At 73.2% G+C, this 16748-nt stretch carries 15 protein-coding genes; 10 read left to right on the top strand and 5 right to left on the bottom strand.

Translation table 11 applies throughout. The annotated features are described in order from the left end of the window. Positions 1-284, top strand: a 284-nt coding sequence (locus tag MHW47_RS19615; RefSeq protein WP_275449397.1) for an RNA polymerase sigma factor, incomplete at its 5' end; no start/stop codon positions are given. Continuing rightward, entirely contained in the window at positions 281-1288 is a 1008-nt protein-coding gene (locus MHW47_RS19620) for a hypothetical protein (RefSeq protein WP_239224978.1), read from the top strand. The genes MHW47_RS19615 and MHW47_RS19620, both read left to right, overlap by 4 nt. 82 nt (positions 1289-1370) lie before the next feature. On the opposite strand, the gene MHW47_RS19625 is transcribed toward MHW47_RS19620, so the two are convergent. Together MHW47_RS19625 and MHW47_RS19630 are read right to left on the bottom strand one after the other, a co-directional pair. Beyond that, positions 1371-1874 (bottom strand): hypothetical protein, encoded by a 504-nt coding sequence (locus tag MHW47_RS19625; protein WP_239224980.1) that lies wholly within the window; start codon positions 1872-1874, stop codon positions 1371-1373. A gap of 279 nt (positions 1875-2153) precedes the next feature. Beyond that, positions 2154-3044, bottom strand: a complete 891-nt coding sequence (locus MHW47_RS19630; RefSeq protein ID WP_239224982.1) for a LysR family transcriptional regulator — start codon at positions 3042-3044, stop codon at positions 2154-2156. A gap of 91 nt (positions 3045-3135) precedes the next feature. Here MHW47_RS19630 and MHW47_RS19635 point away from each other — a divergent pair, with 91 nt between their 5' ends. After that, positions 3136-4071, top strand: a complete 936-nt coding sequence (locus MHW47_RS19635) for an EamA family transporter (protein ID WP_239224985.1) — start codon at positions 3136-3138, stop codon at positions 4069-4071. 26 nt (positions 4072-4097) lie between these two features. Here the strand turns inward: MHW47_RS19635 and MHW47_RS19640 are convergent, their stop codons facing one another. After that, complete coding sequence (locus MHW47_RS19640) at positions 4098-5744, bottom strand: penicillin-binding transpeptidase domain-containing protein (protein WP_239225003.1); 1647 nt, start codon at positions 5742-5744, stop codon at positions 4098-4100. Between the two features lie 144 nt (positions 5745-5888). Next, positions 5889-7667, bottom strand: a complete 1779-nt coding sequence (locus MHW47_RS19645) for a dolichyl-phosphate-mannose--protein mannosyltransferase (RefSeq protein ID WP_239224988.1) — start codon at positions 7665-7667, stop codon at positions 5889-5891. 85 nt (positions 7668-7752) lie between these two features. On the opposite strand from MHW47_RS19645, the gene rsmI reads away from it, so the two are divergent. From rsmI to MHW47_RS19670, 5 genes are all read left to right on the top strand, one after another. Continuing rightward, a complete protein-coding gene (rsmI, locus tag MHW47_RS19650) occupies positions 7753-8616 on the top strand; it encodes a 16S rRNA (cytidine(1402)-2'-O)-methyltransferase (RefSeq protein ID WP_239225004.1) in 864 nt (287 codons plus the stop codon). Between the two features lie 160 nt (positions 8617-8776). After that, complete coding sequence (locus MHW47_RS19655; RefSeq protein WP_239224990.1) at positions 8777-9175, top strand: hypothetical protein; 399 nt, start codon at positions 8777-8779, stop codon at positions 9173-9175. A gap of 62 nt (positions 9176-9237) precedes the next feature. Beyond that, a complete protein-coding gene (locus MHW47_RS19660) occupies positions 9238-10104 on the top strand; it encodes a TatD family hydrolase (RefSeq protein ID WP_239224992.1) in 867 nt (288 codons plus the stop codon). A gap of 43 nt (positions 10105-10147) precedes the next feature. Then, positions 10148-11053 (top strand): 16S rRNA (adenine(1518)-N(6)/adenine(1519)-N(6))-dimethyltransferase RsmA, encoded by a 906-nt coding sequence (gene rsmA, locus MHW47_RS19665; RefSeq protein ID WP_239224994.1) that lies wholly within the window; start codon positions 10148-10150, stop codon positions 11051-11053. Beyond that, a complete protein-coding gene (locus MHW47_RS19670; RefSeq protein ID WP_239224996.1) occupies positions 11050-11943 on the top strand; it encodes a 4-(cytidine 5'-diphospho)-2-C-methyl-D-erythritol kinase in 894 nt (297 codons plus the stop codon). Before rsmA ends, MHW47_RS19670 begins: the two co-directional genes overlap by 4 nt. A gap of 3 nt (positions 11944-11946) precedes the next feature. Here the strand turns inward: MHW47_RS19670 and MHW47_RS19675 are convergent, their stop codons facing one another. Further along, complete coding sequence (locus tag MHW47_RS19675; protein ID WP_239224999.1) at positions 11947-12576, bottom strand: lipoprotein; 630 nt, start codon at positions 12574-12576, stop codon at positions 11947-11949. 123 nt (positions 12577-12699) lie between these two features. Between MHW47_RS19675 and MHW47_RS19680 the strand changes: the two genes are divergently transcribed. Beyond that, entirely contained in the window at positions 12700-14523 is a 1824-nt protein-coding gene (locus tag MHW47_RS19680; protein WP_239225000.1) for an ABC-F family ATP-binding cassette domain-containing protein, read from the top strand. 144 nt (positions 14524-14667) lie between these two features. After that, positions 14668-16410 carry a PQQ-binding-like beta-propeller repeat protein gene (locus MHW47_RS19685; protein WP_239225001.1) on the top strand — a complete coding sequence of 581 codons (1743 nt, stop codon included), beginning with the start codon at positions 14668-14670 and terminating at the stop codon, positions 16408-16410. Positions 16411-16748: the final 338 nt, after the last annotated feature.

A 16748-nucleotide genomic window follows, 5' to 3' on the forward strand; every position in this document is an offset into this window, starting at 1 on the left:
AGCGGCCCGACACCGCGGTCGCCGACCCCTGGCAGGCGGTCGACCAGCGGCTGGACGCCGCGGCGGTCGCCCCGGAGCTGCGCCGCGAACTCGCCGAACTCCCCTCGATCGAGCGCGAACTGCTGCTGCTCGTCGCCTGGGAGCAGCTGACCCCCGCCGAGGCGGCCGCCGCCGTCGGCATCCCCGCCGGAACCGCCCGTTCCCGCCTGCACCGGGCCCGCGCCCGGCTGCGCGACGGACTGACCGGCCCCGCCCGTACGACCCTGACGGGAGACGTCGCATGACCCACGAGAACCCGCACACGGACCTGCTCGACTTCCCCGGCGCCGAGGCCCTGGCCCGCGCCGGCCACACCGAACCGCCCGCCCCGGAGACCGAGTCCCGCGCCCACTCCCTGGTCCTGGCGGCCATCGCGGCCGACACGGCGGCCCCCGCCCCGGCCCCGGCACCCGCTCCCCGCTTCGCCCGCCGCCGGGTCTTCGCCCTCGCGGCCGCCGTCGCCGCCGTCGCGGTCGGCGGAGCGGTGCTCCCGGTCGTCGGCTTCGGCGACGACGGCCCGGCCGCGACCGCGTCGGCGTCCGAGGTCTTCACGGCCATGGCGGACCACGCGACCACCGGAACGGGTACGGGCACCAAGTACTGGATGACCGAGGTGCGGAGCTGGTCGGAGGGGGGCAAGGCGCGGACCGACACCCGCTACCTCAGCCGGGACGCGGTCGTCGTGAAGACCCAGGACGGCCGGACCCTGACCAAGAAGAACCCCCGGGGCACCTCGTGGCCCGTGGGCAAGGGAACGGTCGACTGGGACGGTCTCGGCGGACTGCCGACCGACCCCGACGCCCTGCGCGGAACCCTGTCCGCCGGTGCCCGGGGCGCCGATGCCGCGGCCGAACAGACGGTTCGGCAGGCCGGCCAGCTGCTGACGAACGCCCCGGTCTCCCCGGAGGTGCGGGCCGCGCTCTTCCGCGTCCTGGCGCAGACCCCCGGCGCCACGGTCACCGAGGGCGTGAAGGACGCCACCGGCCGCGCCGGTACCCGGATCTCGTGGAAGTGGGCCGCCCGGCCCACCGAGTCCAACAAGCGTGACTGGGGCTGGACCCCGGTCACGGACGGGCACGACAAGGGCGGCTGGAAGATCGAAGCCACCGCGGCCCTGCGCGAGAACTGGATCGTCTCCCCCTCCGACGGCCGCCTCCTGGAGGTCGGCCACGACCCGGACGACCGCCCCGGCCACATCGTCCAGCGCGAGACGTACCTGAACGCGGGCCCGGCGAAGACCCCGCGCTGAGCGGGGCCCGCTCGACGGTCGGACGACCAGCCGCCCCGGGCGGGCAGGGCCAGACCCTGCCCGCCCAGCGCGGTAACCGGGCTCACCGGCAGACGAGCACGCCGCCGAGACAGGTGACCCGGAAGGCACCCTCCGCCCGAATGGTCCCGTCGACCAACTCCCGCGCACGCTCGACCGTCTCCGGGAACGGAACGCCCATCTCATCTGCCCAGGCTTCGTACGAGGCCAGGTGCGCGACGACCGGCCCGGCGTCGGTCACCTCGATCACCCCGGGAAGCGGAATCGTACGGATCTCACCGAAGACGGCGCCGAGGATGCCGGGTGAGACGTCCATGGGCAGCACCGTCAGATCGGGACGGTCCTCCCGCACCCGGGCGACGAACTTCCCGTTACCGCAACCCACGTCGGCGACCACCCCGCGTACACCGGCCAGTTCGCCGGTGACGATGCCCGGCAGGTCGTGGCGCGGGGCCTGCCATCGATAGAGGGACTGACGGGCGGCCAGGTACTGCCCCGAGCCGTACGCCTTGGAGGAGAGAAGGCCGCGATCGGTCACCGAGTGATGACGCGTGGGCTGGTCCGTCATGGGGCCTCCACAGGCTTGCCGGCAGGAACGGGCCCGGCGGTCACCTCGTGAATGTGCGCGCGGAGATCGACCGCCGACTGTGCGCCACGGTACGGCTCGCTTCCGAGGAGCGCGGCCAGATGACGAAGCCTGATAGTGATGCTCGCCGTGTATCTCTCGGCACCGAATACCTCCGAGAGCTTCGCACCCGCTCCCTCGATGTCTCCGCCGGCCACATAGGCCGTGGCGAGGTCCAGATGGGCGGCCTGGAGATCGCCCGGCGCTCGTCCGCCCCTCCGCCTACCGCCCGTCCGCCTCCGGTACCGGAACGCCGAGCACCGTGAGGAACGCCGTCGCCGCCGGTGTCCGGCCCGACCGGCTCCAGATGACGTGCTGGACGCGCACCGGCGCGTCGGACACCTCCAGCGCCACCACGCCGGGCAGCCGCTCGGCGTACGCGGGCGGCAGCATCGCCACCGCGAGGCCGGGGCCGACGAGGCTGGCGATGTAGTCGGCGGTGGTGACCTCGAACGCGACGTCGCGGGTCAGGCCCGCCGCCGTGAACGCCTGGTCCGTCTGCGCGCGGCCCGCCGTGCCGGCCGGGAAGTCCGCGAAGACCTCGCGGGAGAGCCGGCGCAGGTCCGCGGAGGGCGCGCCGGCCAGCGGATGGTCCGGGGCGACCACGGCGACGAGCCGTTCCCGGGACAGCTCGTGGCGGCCGACGCCCCGGGGGCGGGCCGTGGCGGGCAGCCCGAGGAACGCCACGTCGAGCGTGCCCTCGCGGACCTGCTCGGCCAGCTCGTCGCTGGCCCCCACGCGCAGGCTCACCCGCACCTGGGGGTGGCGGAGGCGGAAGTCCCGCAGGGCGCCCGGGATGTCGACCGCGGTGACGGTCGGAATCAGGCCGACCGCGAGCCGGCCGCGCACCTCGCCCAGGGCCGCCGCGACCTCGGCGGCGGCGCGCTCGGCGGCCTCCAGACACTGGCGGGCCGCCGGCAGGAACGCCTCGCCCGCCGGGGTCAGCCGCACCCGGCGGGTGGTCCGTTCGAAGAGCCGGCCGCCCAGCTCGCGCTCCAGCCGGGCGATCTGGTGGCTGAGTGCCGACTGCACCACCAGGCACCGTTCGGCGGCGCGCGTGAAGCTGTTCGTCTCGGCCACGGCGATCACGTAACGCAGCTGCTGGAGTTCCATGGACGCATCGTCCACTCATCGTGAATCGAGATCAATGAACTGACAGACATGTGTTGGACTCATCAATGTGGTCGGCGTGAGACTTCGGGACATGACAAGCCGACCCACGCGGGGGGCCGCCGGGAACCTGCCCCGGACCGTCCTCACCGCGCTCGCGCCCGCAGTGTGGGGCACCACCTACCTCGTCACCACGGAGTTCCTGCCGGCCGGGCATCCGCTGTTCGCCGGACTGCTGCGGGCCCTGCCCGCCGGGCTGATCGCCCTCGCCCTCACCCGCACGCTGCCGCGCGGCGCCTGGTGGGGGAAGGCGGCGGTGCTCGGGGTGCTCAACATCGGGCTGTTCCTGCCGCTGCTGTTCCTCACGGCGGAGCGGCTGCCGGGCGGTGTCGCCGCCACCCTGGGCGCCGCCCAGCCGCTCGTCGTCGCCGTCCTCGCGGTCGCCGTCCTGGGCCGGCCGCTGTCCGCCCGGCCCCTGCTGTGGGGCGTCACCGGGGTGGCCGGCGTCGGCCTGGTGGTCATCGGGCCCGCCGCCTCGCTGGACGCGGCCGGGGTGGCGGCGGGCCTGGCCGGGGCGGTCACGATGGGGCTCGGCGTGACGCTCACCAAGAAGTGGGGGCGGCCCGAGGGCGTGGGCCCGCTCGCCTTCACGGGCTGGCAGCTCACCGCCGGGGGCCTCTTCCTGGTCCCGGTCACCTTCCTCGCCGAGGGCGCGCCGCCCGCGATCGACGGCCGGGCCGCGCTCGGCTACCTCTGGCTGGGCCTGATCGGCGGGCTGCTCACGTACGCGCTCTGGTTCCAGGGCATCGCCAGGCTGCCGGTCGCCTCGGTCGCCGTCCTCGGCCTGCTCTCGCCGCTGGTCGCGGCCGGGCTGGGCGCGCTCGTCCTGGATCAGGGGCTCGGCCCGGTCCAGCTGCTGGGCTTCGCGCTCGCCCTGGCCTCCATCGTCGGCGGCCAGTGGCCCGGCCGCCCCGCACACACCCCCGCGGTCACCACGGCCCCGCCCGTACCCGAAAGGAGCCTCCGATGAGGAGCGCCGTCGTCCACTGAGGGGCCTCAGGGGCCCGCGCGCAGGACCTCCGCGACGACCGGGCCCGCCGCGTCGCCGCCGTGGCCGCCGGACTGGACCAGGGCCGCGGCCGCCAGGTCGTTGCTGAATCCGGTGAACCAGCTGTCGGACGTGGCGTTGCCGTCGACCTCCGCCGAGCCGGTCTTGGCGCCCTTGTCGCCGCCCACGTTCGCCATGGCCTGGGTGGCGGTGCCCTCGGGGCTGGTCGCGGTGTAGCGCAGCATCTCCTTGAGCTGGGCGGAGACGCCGGGCGGCAGCGGGGTCGCGGTGGCGAAGGTCCGGTTGTCCAGGGACCGGGGCACGATGAACGGCTGCAGGAAGCGGCCGTTGACCGCGGTGGCGGTGACCGACGCCATGTTGAGCGGGTTCATCTGGACCTTGCCCTGCCCGATGTACGAGGCGGCGGTCTCGGCGCCGGACGACTCCGGGACCTTGCCGTCGACCGTGACGATGCCCGTCTGCCAGTTGAGCCCGATGCCGAAGTACCGCTCGGCCTCGGTCTTCAGCGCGGTGTCGCGCTTGTCCTTCAGGGGCGCCACCGGCTTGATGAACGTGGTGTTGCAGGACCGGGCGAAGGCCCGCTTCAGCGTCGCGTTCTGGATCGAGAACTTGTCGAGGTTGTGGAAGGTGACGCCCTCCCACTGCACGTCCGGCGGGCACTCCGCAGGGCTGTTCGCGTTGCCGAGGCCGTTCTGGATGATCATGGCGGCCGTGATGATCTTCATCGTGGAGCCGGGGGCCACCGCACCGCTGCGGGCCGGTTCGAAGCCGGTCGAGGGGTTGTTCGCCAGGGCCCGGATGGCGCCCGTGGAGGGTTCGACGGCGGCGACCGACGCCTTCGCGTACTTCTTCACGCCCCGCTCGGCCGCCGCCTGGATCTTGGCGTCGAGCGTCGTCTGCACCCGGCCCGGCTTGCCCTTCACCAGGGTGAGCAGCGTCTGGTCCACGCCGTCGGCGTTCGCGCTGTTGATCCGGGTCTCGATGCCCGTCGTGCCGCCGGCCTTCTCGCCGTACTTCTTGCGCAGTTCGTCCAGGACGCCGCCCAGCGACGGGTACTTCTCCGCGGTGAGCACCTGGCCGTTGCGGTCCACCGCCTCGATCGACGCGGTGGAGGACTCGCCCGTCTCCAGCGACTCGCCCTTGTCCAGCTCCGGGTGGATGACCGACGGCTCCCAGTCCACCAGCGCGCGCCCGGTCGTCAGCCCGCGTACGACGGTGAGCTGCGAGGCGTACGACAACGGCTTGGAGGCGCCCTCGTAGGAGACGGTCGCCTTCACCGTGTACGGGACGGTCGAACCGGTCGCCCGGCCGGGGGTGATCACGGCCTCGGTGACGTGGGCCGTCTCGCTGAACCCGGCCAGCGCGGGTTCGGCGTCGCCCTTGTTGTTGGTGAGGGCCGCCGCCGTCGCCGCGTCGCCCTTCGCCCAGGCGGCCAGGAACTTCTTCGAGGTCTCGGCGATCTCCTCACCGGTCACCGGGCCCGTGCGCACCTCGGACGCGTCCGCGGCGGTGCTGGTGGCGTCCCCGCCGCCGCCCCCGAGGCCGTCCAGGATGTTGTACGCCCCGTAACCCACCCCGCCCAGGACGAGCGCGAACACCCCGCCGACTATGCCTACCTTCGCCCCACTGCGCATCCCTGCCGTCCCCATCCCCCGGAGCTTTGCTCTTGAACGCGTTCAAGAAGGCTGTAAGGGGCACCCTAGGGGACGGCGGGGACACGAGTGCGGGCCGTTACCGGAATGCGATGCCGTCCGCACCGATCGGCGTGAACGGCCGCCTCAGATCCAGGTGTCCAGCCACATCCGGTCCCGCCAGGAGTCCTCCGGGATGGGCGTCCCGGTGTACAGCGGCCAGAAGTAGATGAAGTTCCAGATGATCAGCAGCACCAGCACGCCGACCGCGACCGCCCCCAGCGTCCGCCGCCGTTCGCCCGTGGGATCGGGTTTCACCAGGCCGAGTTCGTACCGCGTCCCGGTCTCCGCCGCTGGCCCCAGCATCGCCCCGGCCATCATCGCCACCGCCAGGCACAGGAACGGCACGAAGACGACCGCGTAGAACAGGAAGATCGTGCGCTCCTGGTACAGGAACCACGGCAGCCAGCCCGCCGCCACGCCGCAGGCGATCGCGCCCGCCCGCCAGTCGCGGCGGAAGAACCACCGCCACAGCACGTACGCCAGCGCGAAGCAGGCCGCCCACCACAGCAGCGGCGTCCCGATCGCCAGCACCTCGCGGGCGCACTTGCCGGTCGACGACGTCGGGCAGCCGTGCTGCTCCTCGTAGAAGTAGGAGACGGGCCGGCCCAGGATGATCCAGCTCCACGGATTGGACTGGTACGTGTGCCCGGACGTCAGGTTCACGTGGAACTCGAACACCTGGTACTCGTAGTGCCACAGGCTGCGCAGCCAGTCCGGCAGCCAGGTCCAGCTGCCGCCGCTGCCGTCCGTCGCCGCCCAGTCCCGGTAGTAGCCGCGGTGGCCCGGCGCGTTGCGGACGATCCAGCCCGTCCACGACGCGACGTACGTGGCGACCGCGACCGGCACCACGGACACGAACGCCGGCAGCACATCGCGCCGCAGCACCGCGAGATACGGCCGCACGGCCCCCGCGGTGCGGCGCGCGCCCACGTCCCACAACACCGTCATCAGGCCGAACGCGACCATGATGTACAGGCCGTTCCACTTCGTGCCGAAGGCCAGGCCCAGCGAGACGCCCGCCGCGATCCGCCACGGCCGCCACCCCAGCCGCAGGTACTCCGCGACCCCCACGTCCGGGCGCAGCACGCCCTCCTCGTCCACCGGCAGCGCCGCCGCGAGCCGCCGCCGCGCCCAGTCGCGGTCGATCAGCAGACAGCCGAACGCGGCCAGGACGAAGAACATCAGCACCAGGTCGAGCAGCGCGGTGCGGCTCATCACGAAGTGCAGCCCGTCCACCGCGAGCAGCGTGCCCGCCAGACAGCCCAGGAACGTCGAGCGGAACAGCCTGCGGCCGATCCGGCACAGCATCAGCACGGACAGCGTGCCGAGCAGGGCGACCATGAACCGCCAGCCGAACGGCGTGAATCCGAACAGCTGCTCACCCGCGCCGATGATCCACTTGCCGACCGGCGGGTGCACCACATAGCCCGGATCGGCCGGCACCGGCACCTGCGAGGGATCGTTCAGGATCAGCCGGTCGACGTCCTTGGGCCACGAGCCCTCGTACCCCTGGTTGACCAGCGCCCAGGAGTCCTTCGCGTAGTACGTCTCGTCGAATATCACCGCGTGCGGGCTGCCCAGCTTCCAGAACCGCAGCACACCGGCGACCGCCGCCACCAGCAGCGGCCCGCCCCAGGCCGACCAGCGGACCAGCCGTTCGGCGAGCACCGGCGGCACGCCGAGCACCGCCCACAGCTGCTTGCCGGGCCGGGTGTACGGCGGAATCAGCCGCTCGCGCAGCCCGATTCCGGGGCGCGGGGAATGGCCGAACCGGCGCAGCCGCCGCTCCCAGGAGGTCGGCTCCATGGCGGGCTGTTCCCCGGCGTCTTCGCCCTGCCGGGCGTCGGGCGCAGTACTCGTCACCGCGCCATCGTAGGGAACACGTCTGTGGGAGGGGGGCCGCCCGTGCTGGGAGGATGGGACGGTGACTGGATCGACTGGAACGCTCGTGCTCGCAGGAACCCCCATCGGCGACCTGGCGGACGCCCCGCCGCGCCTCGCCGCCGAGCTGGAGGCGGCCGACGTCATCGCCGCCGAGGACACCCGCCGGCTGCGCCGGCTGACCCAGGGGCTCGGCGTCCACACCACGGGCCGCGTCGTCTCCTACTTCGAGGGCAACGAGTCCGCGCGCACGCCGGAACTCGTCGAGGCGCTGGCCGGCGGTGCCCGGGTGCTGCTGGTCACGGACGCGGGCATGCCCTCCGTCTCCGACCCCGGCTACCGGCTGGTCGCCGCCGCCGTGGAGCAGGACATCCGGGTCACCGCCGTGCCCGGCCCGTCCGCCGTGCTCACCGCGCTCGCCCTGTCCGCGCTGCCGGTGGACCGCTTCTGCTTCGAGGGGTTCCTGCCGCGCAAGGGCGGCGAACGCCTCTCCAAGCTCCGCGAGGTCGCCCGCGAGCCCCGCACGATGGTCTTCTTCGAGGCCCCGCACCGCCTCGACGACACCCTCGCCGCGATGGCCGAGGTGTTCGGCGCTGAGCGGCGGGGCGCCGTGTGCCGGGAGCTGACCAAGACGTACGAGGAGGTCAAGCGCGGCCCGCTGGGCGATCTCGCCGCCTGGTCGGCCGCCGAGCAGGTGCGCGGCGAGATCACCGTCGTCGTCGAGGGCGCGCCCGCCGGCGGCGAGGAACTGGACGCCGGGGAGCTGGTGCGCAGGGTGCGGGTGCGCGAGGAGGCGGGGGAGAGGCGCAAGGAGGCGATCGCCGCCGTCGCCGCCGAGGCGGGCCTGCCCAAACGCGAGGTGTTCGACGCCGTCGTCGCGGCAAAGAACGCGGACAGGACCGGCCACGCGGACGGCAAGGGACTATCGTGAAAAGCAAAGCGAGAGCCGCGAACCGGGCCGTTTGACCACGAGAACGCCAAAAACGCTCCAATACTCGACACGACCCGGTGCGCTCCCGCCGGCGAAGGCGTCCACTGGAACACAGGGCGCTTTCCCCGGAGTGCTTGTCCGACGGACAAGAGGAGCAGGCATGAGCGACACCACGACCACCACCGCGCACGAGGCCTACGCCTTCGCCTGCATGAGGTGCGGGCACGGCTGGGAGCAGGCCTACGAGATAGAGCACCACGTCGACGCCGCCAACCACGCCTACGTGGTCTACAAGGCGGACGGCGAGCGGGTGCCGTCCCCCCTTTCCACCCCCACCTGCGCCAACTGCGGCGGGCACGTCGTACGGATCATGCGGGCCGGCCGGGTCTCGACGGTCCAGCGGCTCCTGCACGACCCGCGCATCCAGCCCGCCGCCGGACCGCTCATGCCCGGGGAGCCCGCCGGAGAACCGCCCGAGGAGCCCGTGGCGGCCACCGCCGCCCCGTCCACCGGCCACCACTGGCACCTGTCCGACCTCCTGCACCCCTTCCGCAGGTGAGCGGGTGACCGGGTGACCGGGTGGGGCGATCCCCCCGGCCCGGTCCTCGTACGATCGTGCCCATGAGCCGCACCGAAGCCCCGCCGCTGCCGGAACCCCTCCGGGTTCCGGTCGCCGATTCGCACACCCACCTGGACATGCAGGACGGCACCGTCGAGGAGGGCCTGGCCAGGGCCGCCGCGGTGAACGTGACGACCGTGGTCCAGGTGGGCTGCGACGTGAAGGGCTCCCGCTGGGCCGCCGAGACCGCCGCCGCCCACGCGAACGTGCACGCCGCCGTCGCCCTCCACCCCAACGAGGCGCCGCGCCTCGTCCACGGCGACCCCGAGGGGCGCTCCCGGCAGGGGGCCAGGGAGGCGGGCGGCAGCGCCGCGCTGCACGACGCCCTCGCCGAGATCGACGCGCTCGCCGCCCTGCCCCACGTCCGCGCCGTCGGCGAGACCGGCCTCGACCGCTTCCGGACCGGCCCGGAGGGCATGGCCGCCCAGGAGGAGTCGTTCCGGGCCCACATCGAGATCGCCAAGCGCCACGGCAAGGCCCTCGTCATCCACGACCGCGAGGCCCACGCGGACGTCCTACGCATCCTCGCCGACGCGGGGGCGCCGGAGCGGACCGTCTTCCACTGCTACTCGGGCGACGCGGACATGGCCCGGATCTGCGCGGACGCCGGGTACTTCATGTCGTTCGCCGGCAACGTGACCTTCAAGAACGCCCAGCCGCTGCGCGACGCGCTGGCGGTCGCCCCGCCGGAACTGGTCCTGGTCGAGACGGACGCCCCGTTCCTGACCCCGGCGCCGTACCGGGGCCGGCCCAACGCCCCGTACCTGATCCCGGTGACGCTGCGGGCGATGGCGGAGGTCAAGGGCCTGGACGAGGACACGCTGGCGGAGGCGATCGCGGACAACACGGCGAGGGCGTTCGACTACTGAGCGGGTGGCGGGCGGCCGTCGCGGGGCACCTTACGCTTGACAGGTGAGTACCACTGAGCCCGACGCCCTCCTGGGCCCCGCAGACGTCCGCGAACTGGCCGCGACCCTCGGCGTACGCCCCACCAAGCAGCGCGGGCAGAACTTCGTCATCGACGCCAACACGGTCCGCCGGATCGTGCGGACGGCGGAGGTCCGGCCGGACGACGTGGTGGTCGAGATCGGGCCGGGCCTCGGCTCGCTGACCCTCGCGCTCCTCGAGGTCGCGGACCGCGTCGTGGCCGTCGAGATCGACGACGTGCTCGCGGCGGCCCTGCCCGCCACCGTCGCCGCCCGGATGCCCTCCCGCGCCGACCGCTTCGCGCTGGTGCACTCCGACGCCATGCTCGTACGGGAACTGCCGGGGCCCGCGCCCACCGCGCTGGTCGCCAACCTGCCGTACAACGTCGCCGTGCCGGTGCTGCTCACCGTGCTCGACCGCTTCCCCAGCATCGAGCGGACCCTCGTCATGGTGCAGGCCGAGGTCGCGGACCGGCTGGCCGCCCGCCCCGGCAACAAGGTCTACGGCGTGCCCTCGGTGAAGGCGAACTGGTACACCGACGTCAAGCGCGCCGGGTCCATCGGCCGCAAGGTGTTCTGGCCCGCGCCCAACGTCGACTCCGGGCTCGTCTCGCTGGTCCGCCGCAGCCGCCCCGTGGCGACGACGGCCGGCAAGGAAGAGGTCTTCGCGGTCGTGGACGCCGCGTTCGCCCAGCGCCGCAAGACGCTGCGCGCGGCACTCGCGGGCTGGGCCGGCTCCGCGCCCGCCGCCGAGGCCGCCCTGCTCGCGGCCGGGGTGTCCCCGCAGGCGCGCGGCGAGTCCCTGACCATCGAGGAGTTCGCGGCGGTCGCCGAGCACAAGCCGCCGACGGCCGGTACCGCGACCGACCCCGAGACCGGGAGTGCCGGATGAGCGTCACCGTACGGGTTCCCGCCAAGGTCAACGTCCAGCTCGCGGTCGGCGCCGCCCGCCCGGACGGCTTCCACGACCTGGCCAGCGTCTTCCTCGCCGTCGGCCTCTACGACGAGGTCACCGTCACCCCGGCCGACCGGCTCCGGATCACCTGCTCCGGGCCCGACGCGGCGCAGGTCCCGCTGGACGCGTCGAACCTGGCCGCGCGGGCGGCGTCCGCCCTGGCCGCCCGGCACGGCATCGCGCCCGGCGTGCACCTCCACATCGACAAGGACATCCCGGTCGCCGGCGGCATGGCGGGCGGCAGCGCGGACGGCGCCGCCGCCCTGCTGGCCTGCGACGCGCTGTGGGGGACCGGCACCCCCCGCGACGAACTGCTCGCCCTCTGCGCCGAGCTGGGCAGCGACGTGCCGTTCAGCCTGGTCGGCGGCGCCGCGCTGGGCACCGGCCGGGGCGAGCGGCTGACCCCGGTCGAGGTGGGCGGCACGTTCCACTGGGTGTTCGCCGTGGCGGACGGCGGGCTCTCCACGCCCGCGGTCTACCGCGAGTTCGACCGGCTCACGGAGGGCACCCGCGTCCCGGAACCGGTGGCCTCGGACGCCCTCCTGGACGCCCTGCGGACGGGCGACGCCAAGGCCCTGGCCGCAAGCCTCGGCAACGACCTCCAGGCCGCCGCGCTCTCGCTGCGCCCCTCCCTGGCCGCGACCCTGGCCGCGGGCACGGAGGCGGGCGCGCTGGCCGCCCTGGTCTCCGGCTCCGGCCCGACGACCGCGTTCCTCACGGAGGACGCGGCGACGGCGGACCGGGTGGCCGCCGCCCTCACCGCGTCCGGCACCTGCCGCACGGCGCGCACGGCGACCTCCCCGGCCCGGGGCGCGACGGTCGTGTAGCGCTCAGCCCACCCGTACGGACTTCTTGGCGAGTTCGTACGCCGGGAGCATGTCCGCGATCTCCGTCGGGTCCATGCCGTTGAGGCCGATTACGACCGGGCCCTTCGGGGTCGCGACGGCGAAGGCGTGACCGGGGCTGTTCTCCTCGAACAGTTCGCTGTAGCTCGTGAACGACGCCTCGGTCACGCTCAGACCGCCGACGGTGACCTGCTTGTACGTGATCTTCGACGGCTGCTTGTCCGCCTCGACATAGCCCTTGAGCACCTCGCGCGCCGAGGCGTCGGAGCCCTTCGCCTGCCAGACGCGCAGGAAGCCGATCTGGCCCGCCGGCTTCGCGTCGATCTCGCAGGCCATCGTGACCGGGCCCTGCTTGGCCAGCTCGGCGAACTCCGAGTCCGGATCGATCTCGACCGCCTTCGGCTTCCAGTCCTTCGCCAGGTCGAACGTCACCGGCAGCTCGCAGCCGGAGCCCGCGCCCCCGACCGTGCCGCCCTTGGCCGCCGCCTTCACGGCGGGCGCCGCGGACTTCCCCGCCTTCGCGCCGTCGCCGGACTCCGGCTCCGACGAGCAGCCGGTCAGCGCGGCCGCGGCCAGCAGTACGGGCACCAGGCCGCGCACGGTACGCAGTGTCATCGAGACTCCCCACCCCTTGATCGTTGCGCGCAACGTACACCGGGCGGGGCGGGCGCTCGTACGGAGGTCCGTACGGCGGCGACTACGCTGGAGGCCGGAGTCTTCCTCGCAGCTGGAGCGTTCGTGGCCGTCAATCTCATCAATGTCGAGCAGGTCAGCAAGGTGTACGGCACCCGGGCGCTGCTCGACGGAGTCTCCCTCGGCGTCTCCGAGGGGGACCGGATCGGCGTCGTCGGCCGCAACGGCGACGGCAAGACGACCCTGATCCGGATGATCGCCAAGCTGGAGGAGGCGGACACCGGCCGCGTCACGCACAGCGGCGGCCTGCGCCTGGGCGTGCTCACCCAGCACGACTCGCTGGACCCCTCGGCCACGATCCGGCACGAGGTCATCGGCGACCTCGCCGACCACGAGTGGGCGGGCAGCGCCAAGATCCGCGACGTGCTCACCGGCCTGTTCGGCGGCCTCGACCTGCCCGGCTTCGCCGACGGCCTGGACACCGTCATCGCGCCGCTCTCCGGCGGCGAACGGCGCCGGATCGCCCTCGCCAAGCTGCTCATCGCCGAACAGGACCTGATCGTCCTGGACGAGCCCACCAACCACCTCGACGTCGAGGGCATCTCCTGGCTCGCCGGCCATCTGCGCGCCCGCCGCTCCGCCCTGGTCTGCGTCACCCACGACCGCTGGTTCCTGGACCAGGTCTGCACCCGCATGTGGGACGTCCAGCGCGGCACGGTCCACGAGTACGAGGGCGGCTACAGCGACTACGTGTTCGCCCGCGCCGAACGGGAGCGGATCGCCGCCACCGAGGAGGCCAAGCGGCAGAACCTGATGCGCAAGGAGCTGGCCTGGCTGCGGCGCGGCGCCCCCGCCCGTACCGCCAAGCCGCGCTACCGCATCGAGGCGGCCAACGAGCTGATCGCGGACGTGCCGCCGCCGCGCGACACCAGCGAGCTGATGAAGTTCGCCAACGCCCGGCTCGGCAAGACCGTCTTCGACCTGGAGGACGTGACCGTCCAGGCGGGCCCCAAGACCCTGCTCACCCACCTCACCTGGCAGCTCGGCCCCGGCGACCGCATCGGCCTGGTCGGCGTCAACGGCGCCGGCAAGACGTCGCTGCTGCGGGCGCTCGCCGAGGCCGCCCGCAGCGAGGGCGAGGTGCAGCCGGCCGCCGGGCGGATCGTCGTCGGCAAGACCGTCCGGCTCGCCTACCTCTCCCAGGAGGTCCACGAACTCGACCCGAACCTGCGCGTCCTGGAGGCCGTCCAGCAGGTGCGGGACCGGGTGGACCTCGGCAAGGGCCGCGAGATGACCGCCGGGCAGCTCTGCGAGCAGTTCGGCTTCGCCAAGGAGAAGCAGTGGACCCCCGTCGGCGACCTCTCCGGCGGTGAGCGGCGCCGTCTCCAGATCCTGCGGCTGCTCATGGACGAGCCCAACGTCCTCTTCCTCGACGAGCCCACCAACGACCTCGACATCGAGACCCTGACCCAGCTGGAGGACCTGCTCGACGGCTGGCCCGGCTCCATGATCGTGATCTCCCACGACCGGTTCTTCGTCGAGCGCACCACGGACCGGGTCATGGCCCTGCTCGGCGACACGTCCCTGCGGATGCTGCCGCGCGGCATCGACGAGTACCTGGAGCGCAGGCAGCGCCAGGCCGAGACGGCGGCGCCCGCCGCCGCGGGCCCGGCCGCCGCGTCGCAGACCGCCGCCGCCCCGGCGCCCGCCGTCTCCGCGCAGGCGGCCCGCGCCGCCAAGAAGGAGCTGCAGAAGGTCGAGCGGCAGCTGGAGAAGATGTCCACCCGCGAGACGACCCTGCACGCGCAGATCGCCGAGCACGCCACGGACTTCGAGAAGGTCGCGAAGCTGGACGCCGAACTGCGCGAACTCGTCGCGGAGCGCGACGCGTTGGAGATGCGCTGGCTCGAACTGGCCGAGGACGCCTGACCGCCGCACCGTTCGCCGTCGCAACCGTGCGGGAACGGGTGTGGTGGCAGGGGCTGGTGAGGCGGGTGGTAGAAAGAGGTCGCGTCCGGTACGGGGGATGACCGTGCCGCTTCACGAGTGACAACGGAACAGGGGGACGGGCCGATGAGCCAGCCGCCCGGACAGCAGCCGCCCCAGGGTGAGTTCGGAGCACCGTACGACCCACCGCCCGCGCAGCCCGGTTACGGCTACCCGCCGCAGGGCCCCGCGCAGCCGGGACCGTACGCACAGCCGCAGCCGCAGCCGCAGCCGCAGTCGCAACCCGGCCCGTACGCGCAGCCACAGCCGGGACCGTACGCGCAGCCGCAGCCCGGTCCGTACACCGGGCCGGGGCTGCACGGGCTGCCCACCCAGCAGTACCCCGCCCCCACGCCCCCGGCGCCGCGCGGCGGTCCCTTCCGGGGCCGGGCGGCGAAGATCGTCGGCGCCGTGGTGGCCGTGGCGCTCCTGGCCGGCGGCGGCATCTGGTTCGCCACCGGCGGGAGCGGGGACGACGACAAGCCCGTGGCCCAGCCCAGCCACTCCGCGAAGCCCACCGCCGCCCCCTCGCCGACCAAGGGCAAGGGGAAGGCCACGGGCGAGCCGGTGACCGGCCCCGAGGAGGAGGCCCGGACCATCAACGCCGGTGTGCGGTCCGGCGAGGCGAAGGTGCGATGGCTCCAGCGGAGCGGCGTGGACCTGCCGCTCTACGGCGACGACGTGTTCGGGCCGTGGTTCGCCGGGGACACCGTCGTCCGGGCCATGTTCCAGACCGTCTCCGGCTACTCGATGACGGACGGCACCCTGCAGTGGAGCCTGCGGCTGCCCACCCGGATGTGCGGGGCGCCCGCGCAGTCCACCGGGGACGGCAAGATCGTCCTCGGGATCAGGCACGACACCACCGAGGGCTCCGACTGCGACACCCTCCAGATGGTCGACATGCGCACCGGCAAGCTCGGCTGGCACAAGTCGTTCGTCCGCAAGGGCCTGTGGGACGGGCTCTCCGACCTCGCGATGGCCATCAACGGCGACACCGTGACCGTGGGCCGCACCAGCCGCACCGAGGGCTTCCGGGTCAGCGACGGCAAGAAGCTGTTCGGTGAACGCACCGGCAAGTGCCAGCCGTTCGGCCTCGCCAGCGGCCCGGTGGCCATCGCGGCCGTCAGCTGCCACACCGCCGACGACAACTACAAGAACCAGCGGCTCGAGCGCATCGACCCGGCGACCGGCAAGACGCTGTGGACGTACAAGCTCAAGACCGGCACGGACTGGGAGATCAAGCAGATCTACTCGACGAAGCCGCTGGTCGTCTCGGTCACGAGCCCCGAGAAGTGGGCCGTGATCGTGCTCAACGACGACGGCACCTACCGCACCCGGCTCTCCGGCGGACCGGGCGACTACGAGCCCAAGTGCGACAGCGACCTCGTCAGCCTCGGCAGGAACCTGGACAACTGCCAGGGCGTCGCCGCCGACGCGAACACGTTCTACCTGCAGACCAAGGTCGACGCGGAGCACGGCGAGGGCAACAAGATCGTCGCCTTCGACCTGAAGACCGGCAAGTACCGCTGGTCCGCCGACTCACCGGCCGGGCAGGCGGTCACCCTGCTGCGCACCGAGGGCGGCAAGGTGCTGATGTACGTGCGCCCCGCCAAGGAGAAGGGCGGCGGGATCGCCACCCTCCCCGCCACCGGCGGCACCCCGCGCTTCGTGCTGCGGCACCCGGCGTCCGGCTCCGAGATGGAGCGCGGCTTCTTCGAGCCGCGCATCGTGTACGCCGGCGGGCACAGCCTCCTCATGCAGACCCGGATCACCGGGGTGGACGACGGGGACGAGGAGGACGTCCGTTCCATGGTCGTCTTCGAGAACTGACGGCCCGGAGCATCACGGCGGTATCACGGCCCGGTCCGCCCTTGGGAACAGGGGCGGACCGAACCGGGAGGCCCCGTGGGACGGGTGGTACAAAGAAGTCCCGCTCGATGACGTAACACTGCGGAAGCCATGCCCGATTCGCTCCATTTCGCCATGGTCCAGGGGGTCGTGACCGTCCCGCGGACCGCGGCGGGATCGCGGGGGAGTCCGGAACGGGCACCGGACCGCACGAAGGGGGACGTGCTGATGACCCAGCCGCCCGGACAGCAACCGCCGCAGGGGGGCTTCGGGGCTCCGCAGGAGCCGCCGCACGGGGTTCCGCAGCCGCCCCAGGGCCC

It is taken from the genome of Streptomyces sp. OfavH-34-F, from assembly GCF_022347745.1.
Taxonomy (GTDB): Bacteria; Actinomycetota; Actinomycetes; order Streptomycetales; family Streptomycetaceae; genus Streptomyces.

What these genes read in the sequence shown, in the direction of transcription:
- MHW47_RS19685 (WP_239225001.1), top strand. Translation starts at nt 14,668, where the DNA reads ATGAGCCAGCCGCCCGGACAGCAGCCGCCCCAGGGTGAGTTCGGAGCA.
- MHW47_RS19675 (WP_239224999.1), bottom strand. Translation starts at nt 12,576, where the DNA reads ATGACACTGCGTACCGTGCGCGGCCTGGTGCCCGTACTGCTGGCCGCG.
- MHW47_RS19620 (WP_239224978.1), top strand. Translation starts at nt 281, where the DNA reads ATGACCCACGAGAACCCGCACACGGACCTGCTCGACTTCCCCGGCGCC.
- MHW47_RS19655 (WP_239224990.1), top strand. Translation starts at nt 8,777, where the DNA reads ATGAGCGACACCACGACCACCACCGCGCACGAGGCCTACGCCTTCGCC.
- MHW47_RS19625 (WP_239224980.1), bottom strand. Translation starts at nt 1,874, where the DNA reads ATGACGGACCAGCCCACGCGTCATCACTCGGTGACCGATCGCGGCCTT.
- MHW47_RS19640 (WP_239225003.1), bottom strand. Translation starts at nt 5,744, where the DNA reads ATGCGCAGTGGGGCGAAGGTAGGCATAGTCGGCGGGGTGTTCGCGCTC.
- MHW47_RS19630 (WP_239224982.1), bottom strand. Translation starts at nt 3,044, where the DNA reads ATGGAACTCCAGCAGCTGCGTTACGTGATCGCCGTGGCCGAGACGAAC.
- MHW47_RS19670 (WP_239224996.1), top strand. Translation starts at nt 11,050, where the DNA reads ATGAGCGTCACCGTACGGGTTCCCGCCAAGGTCAACGTCCAGCTCGCG.
- MHW47_RS19635 (WP_239224985.1), top strand. Translation starts at nt 3,136, where the DNA reads ATGACAAGCCGACCCACGCGGGGGGCCGCCGGGAACCTGCCCCGGACC.
- MHW47_RS19660 (WP_239224992.1), top strand. Translation starts at nt 9,238, where the DNA reads ATGAGCCGCACCGAAGCCCCGCCGCTGCCGGAACCCCTCCGGGTTCCG.